The sequence below is a fragment of the Pseudomonas sp. 34 E 7 genome, from assembly GCF_900005715.1.
GTDB lineage: Bacteria > Pseudomonadota > Gammaproteobacteria > Pseudomonadales > Pseudomonadaceae > Aquipseudomonas > Aquipseudomonas orientalis_A.
Genome location: NZ_CVTX01000082.1, coordinates 86,517 through 104,797 on the forward strand (window position 1 = coordinate 86,517; position 18,281 = coordinate 104,797).

An 18,281-nucleotide genomic window follows, 5' to 3' on the forward strand; every position below is an offset into this window, starting at 1 on the left:
GGCCAATGTTTTCATCGAAGGCACCTCGGTATGAGCTTTAGGAATTTTCTTCGGGGTCCGACCAGTACCTTGCTGATGGTTGAGTTCGGCGATGAAAAAGGTTTTCGGGCTGAAAAGATTTTGCTCGGCTCGGGACTGACGTTGGCTCAATTGACCGATCCGAATTTGGAGTTAACTGCCGACCAGGAGCTGCGCGTTGCCGAAAACCTGTTGCGTTTATCAGGCCATGCTGCGGGGCTAGGTTTCGAAGTCGGCACGCGCTATCACTTCTCGACCTACGGCCTATTCGGTTACGGTCTGATTAGCAGTGCAACCGTCGGCGATGCGCTGGCCCTGGCGCTGCGCTTTTTGCCGTTGACCTACGCGTTCACGGTGGTCGCCTATGAGGAACAAGGCGATGAAGGAGTGCTGACCTTTGCCGTTCTAGGATTAGCACCGGACCTACGCGAATTTCTATTGACCCGCGACATGTCAGCGGCTGCGCTGTTGCTAAAGGAACTGGGCGGCAATGACTTCTCGTTATCACGCTTCTGCCTGAGCAAGCAGCCGCCGCCTATCCCTGACAATGTGAAAGTGCTGGGGTGTGCCCCTTCGTACGCGGCTAATAGCAACAGCTTGGCCTTTAATCGCTCTTTTCTCAGTCTCCCTTTACCTCAAGCCAACGCGGTGACTGTTTCGATGTGCGAACAGATGTGCACGCAACTGATGCAACGTCGCATCGCACACGCCGGGATGACGGCATTGGTGCAGCACTACCTGAACACCCCGGATAATGGCATGCCCGATCTATCCAGCATTTCCGAACTACTACATGTGAGCCCGCGCACACTCAAACGCAGATTAAAAGAGGAAGGGACAACATTCCGAAAACTGCTCGCCGACGTCCGCAGTCGCAACGCCATCAATCTGCTGAAGGACGGTCACAACCTGACTGAGATCGCTGAACGCTTAGGTTTCAGCGACCTGTCAAGTTTCTCCCAGGCATTCAAGCGCTGGCATGGCATATCGCCAAGTCAGTTTTCACAGCAAAAAAATAACTTTGGTAATTATTAGACAGACGAACTGTAAACACCCCAGAGCGCTTTCACGAGAGTGAATACCCACTTCTGACCGATTTTGTTGAAGACTTTGGTTTTATAAACTATTGGTATACCAACCGCTGAAAGTACCTTTTGGGCACACCGCTGCACAAAACTTAAGCTCGGCCCCCTCAAAATAATGAACTGCCCATGGCTGTATAGACAGATCCAAGCGTCAGCTTCCTCAGCTAGGACCAGACTGACCGGATGCTTTTGGCCGATGACTGCCAGTCGTCACCGGCAGCTATCGACCCTTAGCTGCCGATCAGCACCGGCAGAGTTCGGCCAGTCTCTGCTGCTCACGACAGGTGGCAGCCGGCCAAGAGCGTTCACCAAAAGCCGTCAAAATCCGAAGGTGACTCTCACGCATGGCTTTACCTTGCAAATTGAGAAAGTTTTGAGCTACCGTCACAACTGCGCTGGTGCGGCGCATTGAAACCTGAGAGGGACGCACTTTTGTACTAATGGCCCCTGTATGAAAGTCCCATTTCTATGCGGGCCGATTTTTCTGACCGTAAGGTGCCCAAGTAGGCATCAAAGGCTAAAAAATGGCGTTTTCTCTAATTCGCAGTCTTACTGCGTCCGTTGTTCGTAACGTCTCGGCATTGAAGCGTGATGCCAAGCGTCTCCAAAAAAACTCCCAGCTGGTTTTTGGTACCGAGTATCCACTCAAGGTCTGCCAGCACGCCGTAGCGGTATCTCGCGGATTCCGCTCACTTACCGATGTTGAAAATATCTCTCGACGGTTGGGACTGGATAAGAACGCACCGTTCTGGACGATTCTTGGGCGAAGCGATAACCATCAAGCAGCATTGAGTGCCCTGTACCAGCTTGGCCTTGAGTACTCAGAGAACGGCCCTGTGGTGTTCACTGGCAATCAACGACACTCTATTGTTCCAGCCCTGACATTACTGTTTGAGGAAATGAGTACACGAAAGTTGCCGGGCCTAATCCTGGTAGAAACACAGGCAGAATCAGTTCAGGAAACCCTGGTTTACGACGGGGTTAAGGCGCTAGGGTTCGACGAAATCTTTGAAGGGTTCCGCTCACTGGATTTGCGAGAAAAAAATCTTCCTGTATCGCTATGCACAGGGTCCAGATGCTGGGTTTTGGCAATTCTGAATGCTTTTGACCTCGAGATTCAGTCAAAGCTGCAACGGACTGACTGGGCAATATCTCTAGAAACGAGCGCTTTTGAAAATGCCAAGTCGCGCAGACAGGTAACCCAATCAAAGAACTTTGATGCCATTCCGTTCTACTCGGTAAAAGAGGCGGCATATCAACTGGTCTATGGTTGCGGGTGGCCTTTATGGATAGACGACAATGCTAAAATGGCTTCCTTCCCCGAAAAGCTGGATGAGGATACAGCCAAAGTTTTGCTACATCTGATTGGCGAGCTAGCAGAGCGTAACTTCTCACTTGGTGTTTCTTGTGAACATGAGAGCAGTTGGCGCCCGTACGTTGTCCTCTTCTCAAGAAACGACCCAGCCAGTGAGGTACTAGCTGGCGTTGTTCACTCATATTATTCTTGGTGTCAACCTCGCGAAAATCCAACTCCGATACTTTATGTATCAGACGGGGCATCGCCTTATGCCCCCCGATTTTTGTCGTTCGGTGGCAACACGGCAGTAGTTAATGGTCTTGACGGGATTCCTGATGGAAAGCAGCCAGGCCAGTTCTATGGCTACAAAAATGCACTTAAAGTTGTCGGCTCGCCAGAAGGTCTGACGTACATGGGTAAGCGCGTTTCTCTGTAGGGCTGAGAAGCATATGGGCTAGGTTTGGGTCGAAAAGGGACGCTCGTGAGCGTCTGTTTTTGGCCGGTTCGCGACGGTCTGACTTCGACCGTCGCTATACATGGTCAAACCTCAGTCTGTTCCGCCATTTCCAGGGCGTCATCGACCTCAATCCCCAGGTATCGCACAGTGCTCTCCAGTTTTGTATGTCCGAGCAGCAACTGAACCGCCCGCAGGTTCTTCGTCCTGCGATAGATCAGTGATGCTTTCGTACGTCTCATTGTGTGTGTGCCATACATCGCAGGATCAAGGCCTACGGCTTTAACCCAGCCTTTGACGATACGAGCGTATTGACGAGTAGATAGATGGTCTGAAGTATGCAGCCGGCTAGGAAAAAGGCAGTCCTCGCTGTGTAGCTGGGCCCGGTGTATCCAGGCCGCGAGAGCAGACCGTGTTTGCTCAGTGATCTCAAACTGCACAGGCCGCTGCGTTTTCTGCTGCATCACCATGGCTCGTGATGATACGTGCTCGCCATGAGCGACATCGCGCACGCGGAGCTTGGTTAAGTCGCAGGCTCGAAGCTTGCTGTCGATGGCCAGATCGAAGAGAGCCAGATCTCGGGTTCTTTCCGCAATTTGAAGCCTTACTCGGATGGCCCAGATATCGCTCAGTCGGAGTGGGGTTTTCTGCCCGACCAGTTTTCCTTTGTTCCAGGGCTGACGGCTGCAGGTAGCGATGATGTTCACGACAAGTCCTCCACGTGGTGAAGGACAAGGATGACTAATCAGAGCAACGGTCGCTAACCGGCCAAAAGCTGCCTCTGTTGAACGGCAGCAGCCGGCCGAGGCTGTGTAAAAACGCTTTTGAGCGCGACAGGTACTCAAAACCGGACTGTAAATCGCGCTTCTACGCCAAATTCACATCTACTGACGTGCCGATAAATTTTAGATTTAACGTAGACGCGTACACTTCAATTTTGGCCAAACGTGTCTTACACACTCTGGGCCATAAGCGGACGCATGCAAGCGACCGCTACCGGCCCTTTACGACAGGCAGCAATTTACCGGTTAGTGGGGCTTATCCGATACGAGTATGTACGGAACAGAAAGGACCGCTCATTACTCAAACTTTAAAGCGACTGATTAACACGCCAAACGATGTAGCCAAACGCGACAGTTCGTAGCTAGAGGCATTGGTTTGATGTGCTCCGGCTGCAGTTTGTGTGGAAAGATCCTGAATGTTGACCAAGTTACGATCAACCTCACGTGCAACCTGCGCCTGTTCTTCAGCGGCACTTGCGATTACAAGGTTCCTTTCACTGATGGTAGAAACACCCTCAGTTATTCGGTCAAGAGCCTGGCCAGCCTCAACGGACTGCGCCCGCGTATCGGCTGCCAGCTCTTTACTTTTATTCATCGCGAAAACGGCTTCATCAGCTCCAGAACGCACCTGTTGCATCATCGACTCGATGTCCGCCGTCGATGCTTGGGTCCGATGGGCAAGCGCGCGCACCTCATCCGCTACAACAGCGAACCCACGCCCTTGCTCCCCCGCCCTGGCCGCTTCGATGGCTGCGTTCAAGGCCAAGAGGTTAGTCTGCTCGGCAATGGCTCTGATCACATCAAGAACTTTAGTGATCTCGTTGATGCGGGTGGCAAGCACCTCAACCTTGGCAGTTGAATTTGAAATCTCATCCGCCATCAATCCAACTGAATTAACAGCTCTGCGTACCTGATCACGACCTTCTACCGCATTGCGGCTAGTTTGCTCTGAGGCTTCAGAGGCCCCCGCCGCATTTCTGGCTACTTCATCCACCGCCGCAGTCATTTCGTTCACCGCCGTCGCAGCTTGCTGAATCTCATCATTCTGCCGCGTCAAGCCGCGTGAGCTTTCTTCAGTAACCGCGTTTAGTTCTTCAGATGCAGAGGCCAATTGGTCAGCAGCGCTGCCAATTTCGCTTACCGTAGTTCGTAGGTTATTCTGCATTTTATCGAGTGCGCTCAGCAGTACACTGACTTCATCTCGTCCACTGATTACAATTTGTTTAGAAAGGTCACCATCAGCCACTTCTTCAGCGCTTCGTAACGCGATGGATAGAGGTCGAGTGATCGAACGTGTGATAATCAGTCCCAAAGCGATGGCTGCTAGGAAGGCAATTATTACTCCTATACCCAATATCCAGTAAGCACTTGTTGTCTCTGCCTTTGCTGCATCTGCTACCTCACCGCTTTGGCGATAGTTGGAAGCAATAATAACTTGAAGATTATCACTGACTCCCTTGAATGCCGGCGAGACTTTCTCCTGGAAAAACTTAGTAGCGCCATCAATATCACCTGCTTTAGCTAATTCGATTACTGTGCGTGCATTCTGCAAATAGGCTGGCCAGTTCTTTTCGAACTGATCACCTGCCGCACGCTCGTCATCAGCGAGAGAAGTCTGTCGGTACTCCTTGAAAAGTCGGTCAGCCTCTTTCTCGTTTTCAGACATGGATTGAACAGCAGCGTCGAATTTAAGATCTTCTTTTGCGTACTTATAGAGTAGAGCAGCGTGTAAAGACCTGGAATACGAAAAAACACTTGCTCGGGCATTAGCTGTATTATAAACAGAAATTAAATTATTACTCACAATGCCTTCTATTGCTTCTTTTTGCTTAGTGATACCTGAATAGCCTAAGAATCCCACTCCTAAGGTGATCATTGCGCACACTAAAAATGCAGAAATTAGTCGTGAGGAAAGCCTGGTTCTACGTAATGCGTCCATAAAGTTCTCGAAAATTATTAATTGGTTGTCCAAGCAGGGTTGGTGCAATTACTGTATCTGAAGAAAAAACCATAACTATAATTTTTATTTTATGGTCCTGGTAAATAATGTTTTTTAAGGTGGAGGCTGGGTTTTTATAATAATCAAAAGCTGAGCGAGACAACACAATAGAATTTCTATCGAGTCGATAGCGCATGCATAAATGACAGGGTTTAAATAATTTAACCCAGATTTTTAAGCGAATGTAATCCAGGTGATTGCCTACTTCAACGGCCGTAAAGGGTCGGAAGTCGTCGCTCATGAACGTCTGCTTTTGGCCGATTTCTGCCGTTCGTTACGGGCTGCAATCGGATCTCTCCAGCCAAACCTCAGAAATCACGCGCTTAGCAACAAACTATTTTAGATTGCTGGCACGCACTCATTATTGAAATCCTGGTACCTCTCTACAGTGGGTTGTCACTATGGGCCGTCAGAAATTTGAATACCACACTGAGTTCTCTCCCTTTCAGTACGTTGTCAGAACCAAAAAGCTCTTCATGTTCAAGTCCGAAGAGCCCACCACTGAACCCGACACCCAGGGTTTTCTGGAAGATTCTGAACGTCAAAGCCGCCTTGCTCAATTAGGCAGCAAAGGCTGGGAGCTGGTCAGCGTGCAGCCCGTGGTCAAAGGAGAAGTCAAGGTTGGCAATCAAAACGCCCAAGGCTGGGCTTACGGATTCGCCTTGCCCATCGGGTATCTGCTGTTCTTCAAACGCCCTATCCGCTGTGATTGATGGTGTCAGTACCGCCAGAAGAAATCCTTACAGTCCTGAATATGGTTTTCTTGCGGCGACCATAGCTTGATCACGGCAAGCTGACGGCATCAGGAATGACTAGAGCCCAGCCGTGATCCAGTACCCGCGTCTCACTGCACTCACTCGCCGAATTGCCTTGCCAGGTCTCATCGTAATTATCGGATGCAGTCTGCCTGTCTCTCATGCGGCCGCTGCTTCAGCCTCTGAACAGGCCAACTTGGACGTGATGATCCGCCAGTTAAATGCCTTGGAGGACACCGCACGTCGTAGCGCTCAAGTGGCCGACGAACCTGGCAAGCGTTACTTCTTCGATTACCAGCGCCTAGCAGGTGATATCGCCCGAATTCGTCATGGGTTGGAGGGCTATCTAACCCCATCCCGAGCCCAGCCTCGTGATCCTGTTGAGCTGTCAGGCCAATACACGACAGAAGGACGCAAGCCATGAGCATGAGCGGCGCTCAGGCTGCTGCGTTTCAAGCGGCGGGAGGGTTCCCTGCCTCGACGAGCTACCTGTTTTTCGTCGGCGTCGCTGTAGCCATCATCTTTATGTGGGGCGCCTGGGCTATCTGGAGCTGCTACCGAGGATGGGCCACTGGCAACCTTGATCGAACGATTGCCTCGACCTCGGTCGTCCGCATCCTGCTGCTTTGCATGATCCTCACCACATTTGTTCTTAGTTGACCCTATGGGAGATACACCATGACTTCATTATTAAAACCGGGCCGCATGCTGATCGGGTTGCTTGCTCTCCCCCAACTGGCCATGGCGGCTCTTCCGCAATCTCAGCCTCCTACCCGGGGGGAAGGCTCTAACCTGATGCAAACCATGCAGAACTACGCCTTTGACGGTTTTTCTTTGCTTGGCCTCATTATCTGCGCCGTCATTTTCAGTGGTGTTGCTTGGCATGCCTTCGGCACCTACCACGAAATTCAACTTGGCAAGAAGAAATGGGGAGATCTGGGGGCGACGGCCGCAGTCGGTGTCGCCATCCTCGGTGTCGCTATTTTTCTGGTCACCAAGGCTACAAATATTCTTTAAAGAGCCGTGGCCATGACAGAACTCTCAGACGATGGGACCCTGATTTTCCTTCCAGTGCGATTGAACAATCAGCCAGTCATCATGGGCGGCCTTACCGCTGATGAAATGTGGGCCACCTTGGCGTTAAGTACCGGCGCAGGGCTGTTGATCGGAATTCCGGCCGCGATATTGACCCAGATTTGGGCACTTATCATCGGCGCAGCCATGCTCTTTGCAGTCCTTGGGCTGTTTCTTGCCAGTCGTTTCTTGCGTCGGTGGAAACGCGGCAGGCCTGATACATGGCTATACCGCCAAATGCAATTGAACATCGCACGGTTTTTTCCGACCTGGAACAAAGCCCTGCTGATCACACGTTCAGGTGCGTGGACCTGCCATCGAACGGAGGTTCAATGACTTACCGTAAAAAAGTAGACGCCCAGTTGGCCCACATCAACAGCCTGCGCATGGTCATTGGCCTGCTTGTTGCCCTGGGTCTGTACATGGCTTATGGCTGGCAGAGCGCACCGCGTGACCTGACTGTTCATGTGCCTCCAGATCTGCGTTCAGGTAGCACCCGCAAGTGGTGGGATATTCCACCGGAGACGGTATACGCCTTTGGGCTGTACATTTTTCAGCAGATGAACCGTTGGCCCGTTGACGGTGAAACCGACTACGAGGACAACATTACCCGCTTGGAAAGCTACCTAACTCCCAGTTGCAAAGCCTATTTACAGAAAGATTTCGAGCTACGCCGCAATAGCGGGGAACTGCGCAAACGTGAGCGGGGTGTATTTGAAATTCCAGGCAGAGGCCTCGACGATAAGTCTGAGCAACATATTGAACAGCACAGCATCAATGACTGGACCGTCAACCTGGATATCACCGCTGACGAGCACTACGGCGGGGAGCGCGTAAAGCGGGCTTTAGCTCGCTATCCGTTAAGAATTATCCGATTCGACGTCGATCCCGAAAAAAACCCCTTCGGCCTGGCCTGGGACTGTTATAGCAGTAATCCACAACGCATCGAAGTCTCCGAAGAAACGACCAGAGCAGGAGGCAAATGATGACACGCCGCCTACTGATCATCGGGCTCTTAGCCCTTAACTTCTGCGGGTTGGCCAACGCCGTCGAAATCCTGCGCTGGGATCGTATCCCTATAGCACTGCCCTTGATCGTGGGTCAGGAGCGTATTGTCTTTGTGGACCAAAACGTACGGGTGGGTGTGCCTCGTAACCTCGTCGACAAACTGCGCGTGCAGAGCACCGGTGGTGCCCTCTACCTGTTGGCGAAAGAGCCGATTGAACCGACTCGCTTACAGCTGCAGAACATGAACTCCGGTGAGATCATGCTCGTGGATATCATCGCAACGGTAGGGAAACCGAATCAGGTCGCATCCGAGCCGGCTAAAATTGTAGCCGGGGACATTCCCGCCCCGCGTTACGGCCAAGTCAACGCCAAACCTACAAGCAACCATGCAACTTCTTCCACGGCCCAAGCCAGCGCTCAAGCCGAGGAGGATGAGGACGCGCCGAAACCGCGTCGTGAGACCCCACTTCCGGTGGTCATGACGCGCTATGCCGCACAGATGCTTTACGCGCCACTACGCACCGTTGAGCCCGTGGAGGGGATTGCTCAGATCAATCTGAAGCACGGTTTGGACCTCGCCACCCTACTGCCGACATTGCCGGTCGAAGCCTCTGCGTTGGGGTCGTGGCGGTTAGACGAGTATTGGGTCACGGCGGTGAAGCTACGTAACACAAGCGCCCAAGACCTCACATTGGATCCGCGTGACCTGATGGGTGACTTTGTCACCGCGACTTTTCAGCATCCCTACCTTGGCGCCAAAGGTGATTCCAGCGACACCTCGACGGTCTACCTGGTGACCCGTGGCCATGGTCTAGCCGAATCGTTATTGCCGGCCGCCATCAGCCAGATCGATCCGAAGGGTGGTCGTCGTGAAGAGTAATCCACTTGTTAAATACCTGGTCATACCGTTCGCGATCCTGGCGCTATACGTAGTGGTTAAATTATTCAATCGCGAAAGTGCCGATCAACAGGTTCATGCACCGGAAACGGTTGTACTTAGTACGAAGGAGGCTAAAAAGCTTGGGGTTGACGGAGATACACCCAGCGACACATTACGCACCATTGTCGTGGAAAGCAGACAACTCAAGGACCAAGTCTCCAATGCTTTGAAGAACAATGACGAGCTAAAGCAACAGAACATCGAGCTGCAAAAACGCCTGCAGAACATCGACCTCAACGTCGATAACAAACTGCAGAACGTTCAGCAAACGATGAAGCAGGAGGCGCAACAACAGAGCCAAACCCTCTTGGACACACTGCAGCAGCAGTACAATACCCTGAGCAGCAAATCGGGAAGTGGCAATGAGTCTGGATCTGATTTGCCGATCGGCTTCGGTGTTCAGCCAGGTGACGGTCAAGGCTTCAAAGGCGGACCTGGCGCGGACGTTGTTTGGATAGAGCCGCAGGACGCAACGCCGGTCGATGTCAACGGCAAGCCCATCGCTGCTGGGTCAAATCAAACGGCAAGCGGCTTTAACTTCCCGACCTCTTTTGGCGAGTCCGTGGACCGAGGACAAAATGCACTGCGCACGGGCGCTCAAAGTGTTGCGAATGAAATCTCGCCACAGGAGGCCCGCAAACAGTTGCGTAAGGTCTATACCTTGCCGCAGAACTCGACATTGATGGGTTCGGTGGCCATGTCCGCGCTGATCGGCCGGGTGCCCATTGACGGCACTGTCAACGACCCCTACCCGTTCAAGATATTGATTGGGCCGGACAATCTCACGGCCAACGGCATCGACTTGCCCGACGTCGCCGGCGCGGTGGCCAGCGGAACGGCTTCCGGCGATTGGACCCTGTCTTGCGTACGCGGTCAGATAAAAAGCCTGACGTTCGTCTTCAATGACGGCACTGTGCGCACGCTGCCACAACCTCAAGAAGAAATGAATAGCAGTCAAAATAGTAACAACCAGAACAATGGCAACCAAACCACCATTCAGGGTGGCCTGGGCTGGATAAGCGATGCCTATGGCATTCCTTGTATCAGTGGCGATCGCAAAAGCAACGCCTCGCAATACATTGGCTCGCAGGTACTGATTACCGCCGCCGGCGCAGGTGCTGCCTCCCTCATCAAGTCAGATGGAAACAGCGGCTCTTTTATAAACCCTCAGTCCGGGACCATCGGTTCTGTCGGCGGCTCGGGCAGTGAAGCCATGGGCAAAATCATTGGCCAGGGCGTCAATGACGTCTCCAGTTGGGTCAACAAACTCTACGGGCAAGCCTTCGCAGCGGTGTATGTACAACCCGGGGCAAAGATAGCTGTGCACCTGGACCTGCAACTGACCATCGATTACGAACTCAATGGCCGCAAGGTCAACTATCGCTCAGGAGCCCGTCATGTCTCGACTGCGCTTGACTAATCATGGCTTAAAACTAGGTGCATACCTGGCCATCGCCCTACTCGCCTCGGCCTGCTCCACCAACAAAGACGAATTACTCCCCCATGGGGATCGCACAATGATGGACGTTTGGGATCAAGGTTCCAGCGGCTCAAACAGCTCGAGCAGCCGCCAATTGCTCGATGCACGCCAAGATCTTCGTCGGCCTCTGGAGACGAGGGAAACAGACAACACCATGTTCACACGTACCGCACAAAACGAGATCTACAGCCAATTTAAACGCCTACCCAATCCCGACCTGGTGATGTACGTCTTTCCTCATTTAGCGGGTTCAGACCCGGCACCGATCCCAGGCTACACCACGGTGTTTCCGCTGTATCAGCGGGTGCAATACGCCATGCCTGGCGAACGCACGGAGGCATATTGATGGGTTTTTTTGAACGATTCAAAACGCGACGGGCGACAGAGCACGTGGAATCTGGCGTAACACCAGGTTCGCCGTTATCTGACGATGTGCAGGGACCAGCAATCGAGACGTTTGAGGCTGCGACAGAGCGTTACTACGAACGCCTTGCTGCCATGGGTATTCCCTCGCCGAGCGATTGGCGTAACCCAAAGAAAAAGCCAGCCACAACCGCTGATGCTGACCGTCTATACGACGTCAACCCCTCTTTCGTAGACCTACTGCCCTGGGTAGATTACCTGCCTGCAGAAAAAGCCATGCTATTGGAAGACGGCGTGTCACGCGCTGCTTTTTTTGAGCTGACACCGATTGGTACCGAAGGTCGGGATCCCGAATGGTTACGCAAGGCCCGCGACGCCCTGGAAAACGCCCTCCAGGACTCCTTCGACGAGCTTGAAACCTCACCCTGGGTGGTTCAGCTCTATGCCCAGGACGAAACCAGCTGGGACGTTTACCTTCAGCAATTGCATGACTACGTTCAACCACGCGCACAAGGCAGTGCATTCACCGAGCTTTATTTGAAGCTGATGAAGCAACACCTGGAATCCATCTCCAAACCAGGCGGGCTGTTTGAAGACACCAAGGTCAGCCAACTGCCCTGGAGGGGCCAGCAGCGCCGCGTCCGTGTTGTTGTCTACCGTCGTACCCAAGGCGCGCAAGCGGATGTGCGAGGCCAGGCGCCAGGTCCTTACCTGAAAATCATCTGTGATCGCTTGGTGGGCGGCTTGGCGAACGCCGGCATTAAAACCCATCGAATGGATGGCCACGCCATTCGCCATTGGCTGATTCATTGGTTCAATCCACGTCCCGATCATCTTGGCCCTGCCGATGCGGATATTCGCCGCTTCTACGAATTGGTGTGCAAGCAAGCACCTGCTGTTGCAGAGGGCGAGCTACCGCTCGCCAGCGGCACTGACTTCTCGCAAAACCTGTTTTATCGCGAACCACTGTCAGATATAGAGAAAGGTCTATGGTATTTCGACGGCCTTCCCCATCAGGTGGTGATGCTTGACCGCTTGCGGGATGCTCCCGAGACCGGGCACTTAACCGGTGAAACCCGAAAGGGCGGTGATGCCCTCAACGCGCTGTTCGACAAAATGCCAGAGGACACCATTCTCTGTATCACTCTCGTGATCACCCCGCAGGACATTCTCGAAGGGCATCTGGAACAACTTTCACGCAAGGCGGTTGGAGACACTCAGGCCTCGATCCTGACACGCGAAGACGTCGCCACCGCCCGTCAGTTGCTCGGGCGCAAGCACAAGCTGTACCGAGGTAGCGTAGCGTTTTACCTGCGGGGTAAAGATGATGCCCAGTTGCATGAACGCAGCTTGCAACTCAGCAGCGCATTGCTGGGTGCGGGCATGGAGCCGGTGGAGCCTCGGGATGAAGTGGCACCGCTGAACTCCTACCTTAGATGGCTACCCGGCAACTTCGACCCCAATGCGCGCAAAGCACTGGAGTGGTACGCACAACTGATGTTCGCCCAACACATTGCGAACCTGGCTCCCGTCTGGGGTAGGTCGACCGGAACCGGACACCCGGGTATTACCCTGTTTAACCGTGGGGGAGCGCCGATAACCTTCGACCCGCTGAACAAGCTGGACCGGCAGATGAACGCGCATTTGTTCATTTTCGGGCCTACGGGTTCAGGTAAATCGGCCAGCGCGACAAACATCCTTAGCCAAATCATTGCCATCTATCGGCCACGTTTGTTCATTGTGGAGGCTGGCAACAGCTTCGGCTTACTCGGTGATTTCGCCAAAAAGTTGGGGTTGACGGTAAACCGGGTTCGACTTGCCCCTGGATCGGGTGTCAGCCTCGCGCCATTCGCTGATGCCGTGAAACTCATCGAACCCAGCCAAAACGTGAAGATTATCAAAGCTGATGATCTTGAGGCGTCGGACGAACATCTGACTAGCCAGACCGAGGATGAACAACGCGACATCCTGGGCGAGATGGAAATTGCGGCCAGGCTGATGATCACCGGTGGTGAAGAAAAAGAGGATGCCCGCCTAACTCGTGCCGACCGTAGCGCCATCCGTCAATGCATACTGAATGCAGCGAAAAAATGCGTGACGGAGCAACGTATCGTTTTGCCGGAAGATATCCGTGAGGCGTTGCGAGAAATGGGCCTCGAGCCGGGTATCCCAGACGCTCGAAGCACACGATTCTTGGAAATGGCGGAAGCCTTGTCCATGTTCTGTATGGGCACCGAAGGCGACATGTTCAACCGTCCTGGAACCCCATGGCCAGAAGCGGACATTACCATTGTCGACCTGGCCACCTATGCGCGAGAAGGCTATAGCGCACAGATGGCCATCGCTTATATTTCCCTGCTCAACACGGTTAACAACATTGCCGAGCGTGATCAGTTTAAAGGCCGTCCGCTGATCTGCTTCACCGACGAAGGCCACATCCAGCTGAAGGTCCCACTCTTATCCCCATACTCCGTCAAGATCACCAAAATGTGGCGAAAGCTCGGCGCCTGGTTCTGGATGGCCACCCAGAACGTTGACGACGTGCCGCCAGAAGCCTCAGCCCTACTCAACATGATCGAATGGTGGATGTGCTTAAACATGCCGCCTGATGAGGTGGAGAAGATCGCGCGGTTTCGTGAACTGACTCCTGCACAGAAGTCGATGATGCTGTCAGCGCGTAAAGAAAGCGGCAAATTCACCGAGGGCGTCGTGTTGTCCAAAAGCATGGAAATGTTGTTCCGGGCGGTACCACCGAGTTTGTACCTGGCCCTCGCCATGACCGAGCCGGAAGAGAAAAAGCAACGCTTCGACATCATGCAAGCCAAAGGCGGCAGCGAGCTCGATGCCGCCATTGAAGTTGCTGCAACGCTTGACCGCTATCGCGGTATCGAACCTCACATCATTACTTTCCCCGAGTAAGTCACGGCCTTGGAGCGCCAAGCATGAGAGCATTGAATTCCCTGACCCAGAACCTGATAGAAAGTCTGACCCAGTTGCTTGAACAACCGGGTGAAGATGCCCTTCAAACCCTTGAGGTATGTGCCCCCGTTCTGATAGAGCAACTGCAACAGGTTTTGGTTCGCGCGGTGGATCGTCGTGACATCGAGTCCCAACTTCACGCGGTGTTAGCCAACTGGCTGCGACAGCATCCACAACCTGAAAATGCTGAGAGCGCTCTTCTTGAGGCCCTCCGTAATCAAGCGCTGCTTTCATCGAAGCCAGCCGAGGCTCGGGCATGACAGGCCTTCGCAAATACTGGGTGATGCTGGGGTGCGTTTTGGCAGGCACATCGATGGCCTGCTTAGCCCTCACTCGAAGTGAGATACCAGCCCAGCACAACACAGGCCCGTGGTTGTTTGGCCCTTCCGAAGCACGCTGGACTGTGACTGAGTTCGCGGACCTGGAGTGTCCCTACTGCAAGACGTACACACCTGCGTTGAAAACCTGGATACAGCAACAGAAGAATGTAAACCTGCAGTGGCATCACCTGCCCCTGGATGTACACGGTTCGGCAGCAGTACACGAAGCCAAGCTAGCTGAATGTGCGGGCGTACTTGGTGGCGCGCCTGCATTTTGGCAAGCCATTGACCAAATCTTAGACCGCACCAGTAGTAACGGTCAGGGTTTCAAAGGGGATCTGAACGTTGTTGGTGTTACTAACCAGACCCTATTGTCCTGTGCAGCCACCGACAAGGTGATCTCCCAGCACGTCGTGCAGCAGGCCGAGGAGGCCATCAAAGCCGGGGTTACGGCGACCCCTACTGTCATAATTAGAGACAACACGACAGGCCGCTCTATAAAGCTTGAGGGACCAAGTGATGGGGTGTTGTTGTTATCCGCTATTGATTGGCTAGCTCAGAAAAAGCAGCAGCACTCTGAAAAAGTCGACCGTTAAATCACAGATCTTTACTCCAGACGAATGTGCCACATGAGTCGATTCAACGATGACAAGACGCCGGCACTCGGTGACGACCAGGCTAAAAAGCCTGTTGGCAGAGCAGGTACTTCACTCGATTGGCGGCCTGTATGAAGTCGAGCGAAACGCCAAGGAAATGAGCGAGGAAGATCGCTGGCGATTACACCAGGAAACATCCGCGCCCATTGCTGAAAAGCTGCATGAGTGGATGTTGGCTCAGCGTGAACTTGTGCCCGAAGGTTCGGCCACGGCCAAAGCTCTGCATTACAGCCTCAAACGCTGGGTAGCGCTGACGCGCTACCTGGAAGATAGTGCTGTGGTCGTCGACAATAGCCAGATCGAGAACTTGATCCGGCCGTGGGCGCTTGGGCGGTCGAACTGCTTGTTTGCGGGGTCCCTACGCAGCGGCAAGCTGGCGGCGGCGGCGATCGTGAGCTTGATCCAGTCTGCGCGGGTCAATGGTCATGACTCGTACACCTATTTAACAGATGTTCTCACGCGCCTGCCGACGCAGCGGGCGAGCGAGCGAGATTGATCAGTTGTTGCCGCATAACTGGCAGCCGGTTTAATTACCCAAGGCGTGATGCGCGGACGCATATCATTGGTTCAGTTGGCAAATGAGTGCCGACGGACCTTTACAAAAGACGCTCTGAGGAGTCGTTGTGTCTGCGTATATTCTGCTCAGCAACTAATTCAACTGGAATTCGCTCTGTTGAGTCATTTGCAAAGCAGTCTTCTCCAAACGCAGTAAAAATTCTTTCCTGGGTTGTCCTCCGCCATATCCGGCGAGTGCACCATTTGTCGCTATGACACGGTGACAGGGCACGACAATAGATAAGCGATTGTGTCCATTTGCATTGCCCACTGCTTGGCTTGCACCTGGCTTGCCTATGCCCCTAGCGATGGCACCGTAGGTTGAAATGGTTCCATAATCGATTTTTAGAAGCTCTGCCCACACAAGCCTGTCAAAAGAGCTGCCTGGCATATGGAGCGGTACTGAAAACCTTTTTAGTTTTCCATTAAAATAAAGTTTTAATTGAGCTTCGATCTGCTTGATGTAGAGATGCTCGCCAGGCGCAATTGAATACCCATAACGTCCACGCAGTTCGTTTAATTCAGCGGTTAGGGCCGGTCGGTCAAGAAATTCGAGGAGTACCAAACCTCGTTCCTCTGCCATGGCAATCATTGGGCCCAACGGTGTAGTCAGATGGCGATAAAGCAGGAGCGACGTTCCAGTTGCCTTACCGGGGGGCATTTGAAATGTTTTTTTGAAAGCATCTCTAAAGCCACTCAATGACTCGTATCCTAAGTCAAATGCTGCGTTATCCAGCGTTTCGCCCAAAGAAATCCGGCCTAGGGCGACACCGAGCCTTCTAGAACGCATCCATGCATGAAAAGTCATGCCAAAATTTTGTTTGAACCACCTGCGTAAGCGTAACGGATCGATACCACGCGTAGTTAGTTCAGCATCACTCCAGCGAGCGTCAGGTGATGCAGATACAGAGGCCAGTAGCCCCTTGACCCAGTCTGGCGCAGAAGCCGCGAGATCCAATGGTTTGCATCGTAAGCAAGGCCGATAACCTGCTGCCATCGCTTCGTTGGCATGCGAAAAGAACTCTACATTTTCGGGTTTTGGCTTACGTGCACCACATGTAGGGCGGCAAAAAATACCTGTAGTTTTGACAGCCGTGAAAAAAACGCCCTCATAGGCGGTGTCGCTGCATAGCATCGCATTCACCATCTCGCTTCTGGGCGGAAGAGCGTGATTGTAAGATCTCATTAGAGCGTAGCCTCGTCGTCGAATGGATGTGAAGATCGCTTTCGGGATGCGAAAAAGAGCGGCGATTTTCATGCGAATTACAGATTAATAGGGCAAAGATTACTTTTCGCTTAGGTGTTTTTTTGCTGCCATAAGGCTATTCAGGTTGCTGTAGGTATATGCGTCCAATGGATACTCGAAAAGCTTCCCCGTTCGCAAGAAGCTCTTGGCTATCGCCTTGTTGGCCGCGTATAGGAATTCAGCAATGCTGGAACCGGCGCTTAGCCGTTTGACGCCTAGACTCGTTAATTCATCAATGCCGGGTTGGCCTTTTAAGGCAAGCAAGTTGATGGGTAGCCGCGTTGCCTCGCACATTGTAGCAATGTCGTTTTCCTCAACCATTCCAGCCGCAAAAATGCCGTCTGCACCTGCTTGCTCTAACAGCGATGCACGAAAGAGGGTCTCTGCCAATTGTCGCTCTGGTTCTACCAAACATCTCAGATAAACGTCAGTTCGTACATTCACGAACAGGTCGATTCCATGCTTGTTGGCTACCTTCTTTGCGACTTCGATTTTTCGCAAAATCAGATCGGTGCTGCCTGTTCCGTCCTCAATGTTAATTCCAACGGCTCCGGCCCTAACTACGCAGTCAACAACTTTAGCAACCGACTCAAGGTCGTCGGAATAGCCCCCTTCGACATCGACCGTGAGGGGGACTGTAAGCACTCGAACCATTGACTCAACAGTAGTAGTCAGCAGTTTCAGGGGAAGTTGATTGCCATCTTGGTATCCATGCGCCCAAGCAACGGCGGCGCTGCTGGTCGCGACTGCCTTACTCCCTAAGCTCTCGACAATACGTGCGCTGCAAGCATCGCTCACGTTGGCGAGTACCAACAAATTATCTTGGTGAAGGTCGCGGAAAACCGCACTTAGTGGCGTCATTCAATGGTACCCCGGTGAGAGAAGACAGATGCAGATCGCGCTATCGTAAGCTGACTACACCGACGTCTCCACCGAGAAATCGACAGTGATTTAAGAGCTAGAGAATATAGTTTTTGCGGGCTAGGGGTGGGTGAATACCTACTCAAAAGCCTGCTGAAAGACGTTGCCGTACACATCAAGTCATCGCAGGGATCGGGTAGATGACTTAACCGGACGCTAACATTTCGGTGACCTACAGAGCGTAAAAAGCGCAAAAATTAAATAAAAGCGCAGGAATTAAATAAAAGCGCAGGAATTTCGTGCTCCCTCGAAACGAAACTATCTTCTTGGTAGTAGTGAGGCTATATTTTTCTTCAAAAAAAACCCTCAGTTAGACAATCCAATGATTATTTGCCGAACAAAATCACTC

The 18,281-nt window shown here is 52.7% G+C and carries 19 protein-coding genes and 2 pseudogenes; 15 read left to right on the forward strand and 6 right to left on the reverse strand.

The genetic code is table 11. The features are described from left to right. Nucleotides 1-30 precede the first annotated feature (30 nt). Both BFP96_RS04340 and BFP96_RS04345 read left to right on the forward strand, forming a co-directional pair. Complete coding sequence (locus BFP96_RS04340) at nt 31-1,053, forward strand: AraC family transcriptional regulator (protein ID WP_043205926.1); 1,023 nt, start codon at nt 31-33, stop codon at nt 1,051-1,053. A 574-nt stretch (nt 1,054-1,627) separates the two neighbouring features. Then, nucleotides 1,628-2,836 (forward strand): hypothetical protein, encoded by a 1,209-nt coding sequence (locus BFP96_RS04345; RefSeq protein WP_065935687.1) that lies wholly within the window; start codon nt 1,628-1,630, stop codon nt 2,834-2,836. Between the two features lie 104 nt (nt 2,837-2,940). Here BFP96_RS04345 and BFP96_RS04350 read toward each other — a convergent pair whose 3' ends face one another. The 4 genes and pseudogenes from BFP96_RS04350 to BFP96_RS30055 form a co-directional block, all read right to left on the reverse strand. Next, nucleotides 2,941-3,561 (reverse strand): tyrosine-type recombinase/integrase, encoded by a 621-nt coding sequence (locus tag BFP96_RS04350; RefSeq protein ID WP_065935688.1) that lies wholly within the window; start codon nt 3,559-3,561, stop codon nt 2,941-2,943. Nucleotides 3,562-3,937: 376 nt separating this feature from the next. After that, complete coding sequence (locus BFP96_RS31675) at nt 3,938-4,801, reverse strand: methyl-accepting chemotaxis protein (protein ID WP_371914762.1); 864 nt, start codon at nt 4,799-4,801, stop codon at nt 3,938-3,940. Beyond that, nucleotides 4,793-5,575 (reverse strand): annotated as a pseudogene (locus BFP96_RS31680) (MCP four helix bundle domain-containing protein); the annotation flags it as partial. The pseudogene BFP96_RS31680 and the gene BFP96_RS31675, both read right to left, overlap by 9 nt. Continuing rightward, nucleotides 5,559-5,876, reverse strand: a complete 318-nt coding sequence (locus tag BFP96_RS30055; protein WP_130138594.1) for a hypothetical protein — start codon at nt 5,874-5,876, stop codon at nt 5,559-5,561. The gene BFP96_RS30055 and the pseudogene BFP96_RS31680, both read right to left, overlap by 17 nt. Nucleotides 5,877-6,036: 160 nt before the next feature. Between BFP96_RS30055 and BFP96_RS04360 the strand changes: the two genes are divergently transcribed. From BFP96_RS04360 to BFP96_RS04415, 13 genes and pseudogenes are all read left to right on the forward strand, one after another. Next, nucleotides 6,037-6,348, forward strand: a complete 312-nt coding sequence (locus BFP96_RS04360; RefSeq protein WP_065935689.1) for a hypothetical protein — start codon at nt 6,037-6,039, stop codon at nt 6,346-6,348. A 151-nt stretch (nt 6,349-6,499) separates the two neighbouring features. Further along, nucleotides 6,500-6,814 carry an integrative conjugative element protein, RAQPRD family gene (locus tag BFP96_RS28790; RefSeq protein ID WP_242522257.1) on the forward strand — a complete coding sequence of 105 codons (315 nt, stop codon included), beginning with the start codon at nt 6,500-6,502 and terminating at the stop codon, nt 6,812-6,814. Continuing rightward, nucleotides 6,811-7,050, forward strand: coding sequence for a TIGR03758 family integrating conjugative element protein (locus tag BFP96_RS04365; protein ID WP_032877922.1), 240 nt, complete (start codon nt 6,811-6,813; stop codon nt 7,048-7,050). Before BFP96_RS28790 ends, BFP96_RS04365 begins: the two co-directional genes overlap by 4 nt. An 18-nt stretch (nt 7,051-7,068) precedes the next feature. After that, entirely contained in the window at nt 7,069-7,407 is a 339-nt protein-coding gene (locus BFP96_RS04370) for a TIGR03745 family integrating conjugative element membrane protein (protein WP_065935690.1), read from the forward strand. Between the two features lie 12 nt (nt 7,408-7,419). Then, nucleotides 7,420-7,800 carry a TIGR03750 family conjugal transfer protein gene (locus BFP96_RS04375; RefSeq protein WP_065935691.1) on the forward strand — a complete coding sequence of 127 codons (381 nt, stop codon included), beginning with the start codon at nt 7,420-7,422 and terminating at the stop codon, nt 7,798-7,800. After that, nucleotides 7,797-8,450, forward strand: coding sequence for a PFL_4703 family integrating conjugative element protein (locus BFP96_RS04380; protein ID WP_065935692.1), 654 nt, complete (start codon nt 7,797-7,799; stop codon nt 8,448-8,450). Before BFP96_RS04375 ends, BFP96_RS04380 begins: the two co-directional genes overlap by 4 nt. Further along, nucleotides 8,450-9,352, forward strand: coding sequence for a TIGR03749 family integrating conjugative element protein (locus tag BFP96_RS04385; RefSeq protein ID WP_065935693.1), 903 nt, complete (start codon nt 8,450-8,452; stop codon nt 9,350-9,352). The genes BFP96_RS04380 and BFP96_RS04385 overlap by 1 nt, the downstream gene beginning before the upstream one ends. Next, nucleotides 9,342-10,832, forward strand: coding sequence for a TIGR03752 family integrating conjugative element protein (locus BFP96_RS04390; RefSeq protein WP_065935763.1), 1,491 nt, complete (start codon nt 9,342-9,344; stop codon nt 10,830-10,832). The genes BFP96_RS04385 and BFP96_RS04390 overlap by 11 nt, the downstream gene beginning before the upstream one ends. Beyond that, the gene (locus BFP96_RS04395; RefSeq protein WP_065935762.1) at nt 10,810-11,238 is read left to right on the forward strand and encodes a TIGR03751 family conjugal transfer lipoprotein; all 429 of its coding nucleotides are present in this window, start codon (nt 10,810-10,812) and stop codon (nt 11,236-11,238) included. Before BFP96_RS04390 ends, BFP96_RS04395 begins: the two co-directional genes overlap by 23 nt. Next, nucleotides 11,238-14,174, forward strand: a complete 2,937-nt coding sequence (locus tag BFP96_RS04400) for a conjugative transfer ATPase (protein WP_065935694.1) — start codon at nt 11,238-11,240, stop codon at nt 14,172-14,174. The genes BFP96_RS04395 and BFP96_RS04400 overlap by 1 nt, the downstream gene beginning before the upstream one ends. 23 nt (nt 14,175-14,197) lie before the next feature. Beyond that, on the forward strand, nt 14,198-14,494 hold the full coding sequence (locus tag BFP96_RS04405; protein WP_065935695.1) for a hypothetical protein: 297 nt from the start codon (nt 14,198-14,200) through the stop codon (nt 14,492-14,494). After that, nucleotides 14,491-15,150 carry a DsbA family protein gene (locus BFP96_RS04410; protein ID WP_065935696.1) on the forward strand — a complete coding sequence of 220 codons (660 nt, stop codon included), beginning with the start codon at nt 14,491-14,493 and terminating at the stop codon, nt 15,148-15,150. Before BFP96_RS04405 ends, BFP96_RS04410 begins: the two co-directional genes overlap by 4 nt. Before the next feature lie 85 nt (nt 15,151-15,235). Further along, nucleotides 15,236-15,740: pseudogene (locus BFP96_RS04415) on the forward strand (transposase); the annotation flags it as partial. 119 nt (nt 15,741-15,859) lie between these two features. On the opposite strand, the gene BFP96_RS28795 reads toward BFP96_RS04415, so the two are convergent. Next, nucleotides 15,860-16,900, reverse strand: coding sequence for a bifunctional transcriptional activator/DNA repair enzyme AdaA (locus BFP96_RS28795; protein WP_242522256.1), 1,041 nt, complete (start codon nt 16,898-16,900; stop codon nt 15,860-15,862). 150 nt (nt 16,901-17,050) lie between these two features. Continuing rightward, a complete protein-coding gene (locus BFP96_RS04420; RefSeq protein WP_065935698.1) occupies nt 17,051-17,872 on the reverse strand; it encodes an isocitrate lyase/PEP mutase family protein in 822 nt (273 codons plus the stop codon). Nucleotides 17,873-18,281 lie beyond the last annotated feature (409 nt).